Source organism: Desulfobulbus sp. (genome assembly GCF_030824455.1).
Taxonomy (GTDB): domain Bacteria; phylum Desulfobacterota; class Desulfobulbia; order Desulfobulbales; family Desulfobulbaceae; genus Desulfobulbus.
In genome coordinates this window covers 43796-50879 of record NZ_JAVBXR010000106.1, presented here as the reverse complement: position 1 = coordinate 50879, position 7084 = coordinate 43796, and the positions used below count along the sequence as shown (strand labels likewise).

General features: G+C 58.5%; 3 protein-coding genes and 1 pseudogene. All 4 read right to left on the bottom strand.

Translation table 11 applies throughout. The annotated features are described in order from the left end of the window. A pseudogene (locus RCH93_RS13150) lies at positions 1–1079 on the bottom strand (ATP-binding protein); the annotation flags it as partial. 547 nt (positions 1080–1626) lie between these two features. Then, a complete protein-coding gene (locus tag RCH93_RS13145) occupies positions 1627–2442 on the bottom strand; it encodes a DUF882 domain-containing protein (protein ID WP_306548872.1) in 816 nt (271 codons plus the stop codon). 266 nt (positions 2443–2708) lie between these two features. Further along, a complete protein-coding gene (locus tag RCH93_RS13140; protein WP_306548871.1) occupies positions 2709–3002 on the bottom strand; it encodes a hypothetical protein in 294 nt (97 codons plus the stop codon). A gap of 133 nt (positions 3003–3135) precedes the next feature. Further along, the gene (hrpA, locus tag RCH93_RS13135) at positions 3136–6876 is read right to left on the bottom strand and encodes an ATP-dependent RNA helicase HrpA (RefSeq protein WP_306548870.1); all 3741 of its coding nucleotides are present in this window, start codon (positions 6874–6876) and stop codon (positions 3136–3138) included. Positions 6877–7084: the final 208 nt, after the last annotated feature.

The window sequence follows — 7084 nt, the reverse complement described above, 5'->3', positions numbered from 1 at the left end:
GGCACAGGGCCTGCTATTGCGGCAAGCGCGAGTACCAAGAGGGTATCGAGGTCGCTCTTCTGGTGTTGACCAGAAGGACGAGGTAAAATTTTATCAGCCCATTGTGCCAATGCGTCAAAATAATTAATTGCCCCACCGAGAAACAGAATGAGTGCCTTTCGAGGACGACCACTAATCTGGCTGAGTAAACAATGTTGTTCAAGCATAGAAGGCTTGAGGATTTCAACTAACTGCTTTACAGCTTCGGACGACAATCCTTCTAAACAGAACTTTTTCGAACCTTTATACCTCGCAACTTTTGCATTCGATAATTTCTGCCCATTTTTCTCCTGAAGAGTTTGTTCAATTTGGTCCACCACCAATACTCGGACAGGATTTTTCCGGCTTGCTCCTTCAGACAGGTCCACCAACATTTGTACTAATTCCTGGGCGTTCTTGGGTTCATCAATGACAAATGCCGTTGGCTTTCGTGCTCGCCAACCGGAAATATTTTCCGCATCCTCAAAATCAACTGTTCCTACATCCCAACCTTGTTGCCTGGCGACCTCAAGCCATTCAATAGCCAATCGGGTTTTGCCAACACCGCTTGGCCCTGTAAGAGACCACCAGAAGAACTGACCTGTCGGATCCAGTAAAAATTCCTCAAGTGCCGCCAAATCATTCTCCCGCCCAACCAGTGGGAGAAAAGGGAGTGTTTCATTGGGAGACTCAGGATCAATAAAGAGAAACATCGTATCTTGACGAGCTTCATCCAGGTTACTGCGAACAAAATGAGGAGGATCGACAATCCATTTATTCAGTATCTTACGAGTCAACGGGAACCCATAGAGCCATGGGGCAAGAGTTGCCAACGAGATCGGGGCGGCCAACCATTGCAATTTACCGTACCACGCGTTAGGGATGAAGAAATCGAGGAGAAAAACTTTAAGAGTGAGAAATTTGTTGGCAAGAACATCCGTCGGTCGAAAATGGAGGTAATACTCGAGGAAGCCTCCGATTATCAGTCCAAATAAACCAAGCAATAGGATCTTAGAAATTTTCCACTTGAAAAGTGCCTTTTTGGTTTGTTGGTCTGCCATGATCCCCACCCAAGCTTACTCATCGTTAACAATCGCCTGCACAACAGCCGATTGTTAACGATATTGGTGCAAATAATCAACAGGATATGGCCTGCTATTCCTTGTATGGCAATTGCTGTCTGCATTTTAATTCCCGATTTACAACTCGGTCCGCACCTGCGACCGGCTTCCTTCCTTCTTGCCCCTTGAGTACTTCAGATCGATCTCCTCGATGAGCAGCTACAGGGTGAACTCCTGGCGTATCGAGGCGGCGATGATTGGCCGCGACAGGGACAGGGGTATCTGCGAAAATGATAAAAGGGGCGATGGCGAAAGATACTGATGTTGTTGGGGTTGGTTCCTCACCACCAATCTACGTGCTGCCCAACTTACGCAACATCTCCCACCTCCGTCATTTCGACGAGCGCAGCGAGGAGAAATCTCAACTCAAAGGAAAGGCTTGAGATTTCTCGCTACGCTCGAAATGACGCAGCCTTTTCGGGCAAGGTTTTCTTGTGCGCGTCAGGTTTCGTTTGCTTGAGCAAGGAAATAAGCCGATTGCCGTAGCTCAGCGGTGCAGTTCGATGGGATTGGAAAAGGTCTCGGAGGGCATTTGCGGGAAGGGTTTGTCGCAAAACTCAGTTTTGATCAGGTAGCGGCCGGGCGGGGTGTTGGCCGGCAGGCGGGCGGTGAGCGCGTGGGCCGCCTTGCGGTTGCCAATTTGCAGGCAATCGGCGCCTGCGCTTTGATCGAGGCGGACACTGCCAACCGGCTGCTGCGGATTGGCGGCAGCGAAGAGCTGCACCGTTGGCCGCACGCCAAAGGCAAAAGAGCTGAGGCTGGAGAGCGACAGCCGAACCCGATCCTGCGGCGCATAGCGGTCAAAATCGGTGGCCAGGTAGAGGTGACGGTTGTTGTCCGGCTCCGGGGCGCGGGTTCCCGAGGTGGCGGCCTCCCAGAAACGCGGGCGACCGGCGTCGAAATGCACGGTTTTGCCGCCGTAATGGCCGATGCCGCCGCAATTTTTAGCCTTGATCGTCTCCCACAGCCGTTTGCCGTCCACCCCTTCCAGCCAGAAATCAAGCGCCAGGCCGTCCATGTGGGTGCTGGTTTTGGCCGCGTTGTTGCCCTGGGCGCGGATCTGGTCGTTGTATTCCGGGCTGCGATAGGCGGACTCGATGTTGATGGTCTTGCCGGGGGCGAGCCGCTCGGCAAAATAGCTGAGCATGAACAGCATTCGGGGTGAGATGTGCTCGCCGGTCTCCTCAGTGGGATAGCCAAACACCCAGTCCACCTTGGAAAACGCCGGTTCGTTGAACGAGCCGTCGGGCTTGAGCAGCTCGACCTTGGCTTCGCGGTTGTTGCGCAGGTTGTTTAAATGCATGGCGCCGCTGCCCATGACAAAAAAACGTCCCGGTTGTTGTTCGGCAAGGCAATCGTTTGCTGACAACAACGAAAGAACAGAAAATAAAATTGCATATATGATGTTCTGGATAAAGAAAGGCATGTCCGGTTGATTGGTTGGTTGAGACCATCTGGGGTCGGGTGAGGAGAACGCGAATTGGCAGACTAGGCGGATCAATGGATCGGCGGATCAGTGAACTGGCAGACTGGCGGCGACCGGCGGGCAGCCGCAAAGTGGAAAGCCGGTTACTCCGGCAGCTGCTCCACCACAATGCCTTTGCTCTGCACGCCGTGCAGCAGTTCATCGCGGGCGCGTTGTTTGCTTTTGATCTGCAACTGCAGCCAGGCGCGCCATTCTTCCCGTTTCTGCGCCCCGGGCGAGCCGGGCTCCAGGGGCGGACTACTCGCCAGTTGCACCTGGACCTGCTGCATTTCGTGGGTCAGCCGGTCGTACTGCTCTTGAAAAAAGGCCAGATCGCGGATGGTTTCGTAACCAATGACAATTCTCGGGGAAACTGTTTTTTGCGATTCGTTGTCCATGTGGGTGCGCCTCGTTGTGGTTCGGTCGCCTCAACCGTGCAGCCACGGTCCCGGCGGCGATGTCGAAAGGGAGGGAATGGACAAACTGTAGGATAAGAAACAAAAAAACGCAACCAGGGATCAGGCTGGGCAGCTACTCCACCCGCCGGCAGACGCTTTCCACCTCCTGCCATTTCTGCGTGAGCCGCTGTTCGGAAACCGGCTGGGCCGTGCCCAGTTCCGGGGCAAAGATCGAGACCCGGAATTCCTCCAGCAGATCGAGATATTCCTGCTGGCAGAGCCGACAGGGCAGGGTGGGGGCGTTGAAATGGGTCATCTGCTGCAGGCGAGCCAGCGGCGCGCGCAGGCGTTCGGCCTTTTTGTCGTCCTTGAGCGGCGAATGTTCGGCTCGTTCGATCCGCAGGGCCAGGGCCTGGAGGTAGCGCGGTTTGTGCCGCAACTGTTCGGCGTGGAGGGTGTGGAGGAAATGCTCCGGCACGATCTGCTCCAGGGCCAATAAATATTCCTGGTGGCGGGACTGCTGATAGTTTTTGTTCGCCTTGGCCCGGGCGGCCCATTCCATGATCGCGTTTTTGACTAGGCGCCGCTGCTGCAGGGTTTCATGGACCGTGTCGAGCAGGGCGGATGCGATGCGCAGCAACCCCTGTTCGTTGGTCTGCGCCACGGTTTGCTGAAACTCGGCGCAGGAGGGCAGATTGCCCGCATGGGTGGCAAAAACCGCATCGAGCAGAAAGGCCTGAAGGGCAACGCGCAGCTCGGCGGCCGAGGCCTTGGCGCCCAGGCTGAGCCAGGAGGCGGAGCGGCTGGTGAGCGAACCCTTGCACAGTTTGCGCAGCGCGGTCATTTCCTTGGTGAAATGCAGGCCGTAGAGGAATTGCAGCCCCAACCGGTTTTGACGCCTGCTCTGGGGTTCGCTGTCGATAAAGTGCAGCTGCACCGCGCCGCGCGTTTCATCAACCTGCAAGGCCGGAAAGAACAGGCCGATCACCCGGCCGTTTCCGTCGGTCAGCGGCAGCTTGGGGTCAATGCTGTCCAGGTCCTGATCAGTGATTTCGCGCGGCCCCGGCAGTTCAAGACGTCCGCCCTCGGCCTGGGCTCCGCCCCTGTGCTGCTCAAAGGCCAGCAGCTCGTCAAAGACGCGGCTGGCGACCAGGGGTTTGCCCTGATCGTCCACCAGGAGAAAGCGCATCCGCAGATGGGGCGGCAGGGCGTCGGCCTGCCAGTCGCCGCGCTGCACCGTCACCTGATAGGCGCGGAGAATGGCCCGCTCCAGTTCCTGGTAGAGCGAGCCCTTGGTCAGCATCAGGCCGTCCATGATTCGATCCACCGCATCGGGCAGCGGCGCCAGACGGCGGCGTTGCTGCTTGGGCAGCCGTTTGCACAGCAGCAGCAGCTTTTCCGGCAGCAGACCGGGCACCAGCCATTCAAAGATCTGCGGATTGAGATGGTCGCGCAGGGTGCGGGGAATGCGCACCGTGACCCCGTCCGCCTCGTCGCCGGGGGTAAAGAGATAGCTGAGCTCCAGGTCAAACTCGCCCACCCGGATGGTGGCCGGAAACCGGTACAGCTCCTCGGCGTCGGGCACGGCCAGGCAGATGTCCTCCTCGCTCATGCGCAGGAAGGCGTCGCTTTTCTTGCCCCGGAGCATCCGGTTGAGGGTGAAGCGGTCGTACACCTTGCCCAGGCGGGCGTCGTAAAAACCGTAGAGCACCTCGTCGTCGACCACGATGTTGCGGCGGCGGAACCGCTCTTCCATCTCCTGAAACTGAGTCACCAGGGCGTTGTTGTGCTCAAGAAAGGGGTACTGGCCGCCCAGCTGGTTGTCGATCAGGGCCGAGCGGATGAAGATGTCGCGCGCCTCGGCCAGGGTTTGTTCGTTGATCCGGCCGTATTCAACCTTGCGGCCGGCCACGATGGTCAGGCCAAACAGGCTGACCCGTTCCAGGGCCAGGACCTTGCCGCTTTTCTTTTCCCAGTGCGGGTCCGACCAGGAGCGCTTGCACAGCTCGCCGCCCAGCCGCTCCAGCCAGTCGACCTCAATGGCGGCTGCGGTTCGGGCGAACATCTGCGTGGTTTCAATGAATTCGGCGGCAATGGCCCACTGCGGCCCCTTGTTGTACAACCCGGAACCGGGAAACAGCACCACCTCCTTGTTGCCGGCGGAGAGGTAGACGTTTTTCTCTTTTTTCAGGCAGATGTTGCGCAGAAATCCACTGGCCAGAGCGATGTGAACGGAGTCGTAGCCCGCAGGCGATTCGCTTTGGTGAAACCCCTTATCCTCGCGGAGCAGCCGGCTGATCTGTTCGTGCACGTCCATCCATTCGCGCATCCGCTGCCAGGAAAGGAAATGGGCCTTGCAGAATCGCGACAGTTTTGATTTTGACGGCGGCTCCTCGCCGGGAACAAAAAATCCGTTCCAGATGTTGAGCAGGGTGAGGAAATCGGATTTCTTGTCGACAAACTGGCGGTGAACCTCGTCGGCCTTGTGTTCCTTGTCCGGCGGCCGCACCCGTGGGTCCTGGATGGAGAGGGCGGCGGCGAGGATCGTGACCTCGCGGCTCGAGCCCAGGGTCATGGATTCGATGATGATCCGCGAGATGCGCGGATCCAGCGGCAGCCGGGCCATCAACCGGCCGTTGGCGGTGAGGCGATGGTCGCTTGTGAGCGCGCCCAGCTCCCGGAGCAAGCGGTAGCCTTCCCGGACCGCTGTGGAAGGCGGGGCGTCGATAAAGGGAAACCGGGTGGGATCGCCCAGCTTGAGGTTGATCATCTGGAGGATGACTTCCGCCAGGTTGGAGCGCTGGATCTCCGGCAGGGTGTAAGGCTCGCGGCTAAGGAAATCCTCCTCGCTGTAGAGGCGGACGCAGGTTCCCGGCCCGGTGCGGCCGCAGCGGCCCCGGCGTTGCTGGCACGAGGCCTGGGAGATGCGGCTCACCTTGAGGCTGGTGGTTCCGGTGCGCGGATTGTAGCGGGCAATCCGGGCCAGGCCGGTGTCGACCACGTAGCGGATGCCGGGGACGGTGACTGAGGTTTCGGCCACGTTGGTGGCAACGATGATCTTGCGCCGGTTTGTTGGCCGGAAGATCTTGCGCTGATCAGCGGCCGGCAACCGGCCGAAAAGCGGCAGCAGCAGATGGCTGTCGCCCAGGTGCTGCAGGCCGTCCAGGGTGTCGCTGATGTCGCGCTCGGTGGGCATGAACACCAGCACGTCGCCGCCCTGGGGCAATGTGGCCAGTTCCAGAACTGCGGCAACCGCCTGATCGACATAGGAAACTTCCTCGTCGTCCTCTTCAGGCGCTTCTTGGTGCAGGGTGGTGATTGGGTAGGTGCGGCCGGACACCGCGATCACCGGCGCGCCGTCGAAATGGGCGCTGAATTTTTCGGCGTCAATGGTGGCCGAGGAGATGATCAGTTTCAAATCCGGCCGCGCGGGCAGCAGGTTTTTCAGATAACCGAGCAGAAAATCGATGTTGAGGCTGCGCTCGTGGGCCTCGTCGACAATCAGGGTGTCGTAGCGCTTCAGCTGCTGGTCCTGGCGGGTTTCGGCCAGGAGCACGCCGTCGGTCATGAATTTGATCAGGGTGTCTTTGGTGGTGTGGTCGTGGAAGCGAATCTTGGAGCCGACCAGGTTCGGGGCGCGCATTTCCTCGGCCACCCGATCCGCCACCGAGAGGGCGGCAATCCGGCGCGGTTGGGTGCAGCCGATCATGCCGGCGGTTCCGCGTCCGGCCTCCAGGCACATTTTGGGCAATTGGGTGGTCTTGCCGCTGCCGGTGTCGCCGATGATGATCAACACCTGGCTTTCCCGGATGGCGGCAACAATCGATTCCCGCCGCTCGCTGACCGGCAGTTCGGGAGGATAAGAAAGATGCATGAAATTATGGAAATTTTCTTGAGGATGTCTGGGCGTTCGGAGTACAATCAGGAGACGTGCCGCTTGTTCAGGCCTCTATACCTGAATTTCAGGGCCATCACATCTGAAATGTGACCACCCGGCGGAAACCCTTGAAGCGAAAGCCTGGGAAACCTACAAACAGCATGTTGCGAGCAGGGAACGCTGTTCTCTGGGCTTTGCACGAGAA

Bases quoted from the DNA above. Each gene is read 5' to 3' on its own strand.
- RCH93_RS13145 (WP_306548872.1), bottom strand. From the start codon at position 2,442: ATGCATTTAAACAACCTGCGCAACAACCGCGAAGCCAAGGTCGAGCTG.
- RCH93_RS13140 (WP_306548871.1), bottom strand. From the start codon at position 3,002: ATGGACAACGAATCGCAAAAAACAGTTTCCCCGAGAATTGTCATTGGT.
- hrpA (WP_306548870.1), bottom strand. From the start codon at position 6,876: ATGCATCTTTCTTATCCTCCCGAACTGCCGGTCAGCGAGCGGCGGGAA.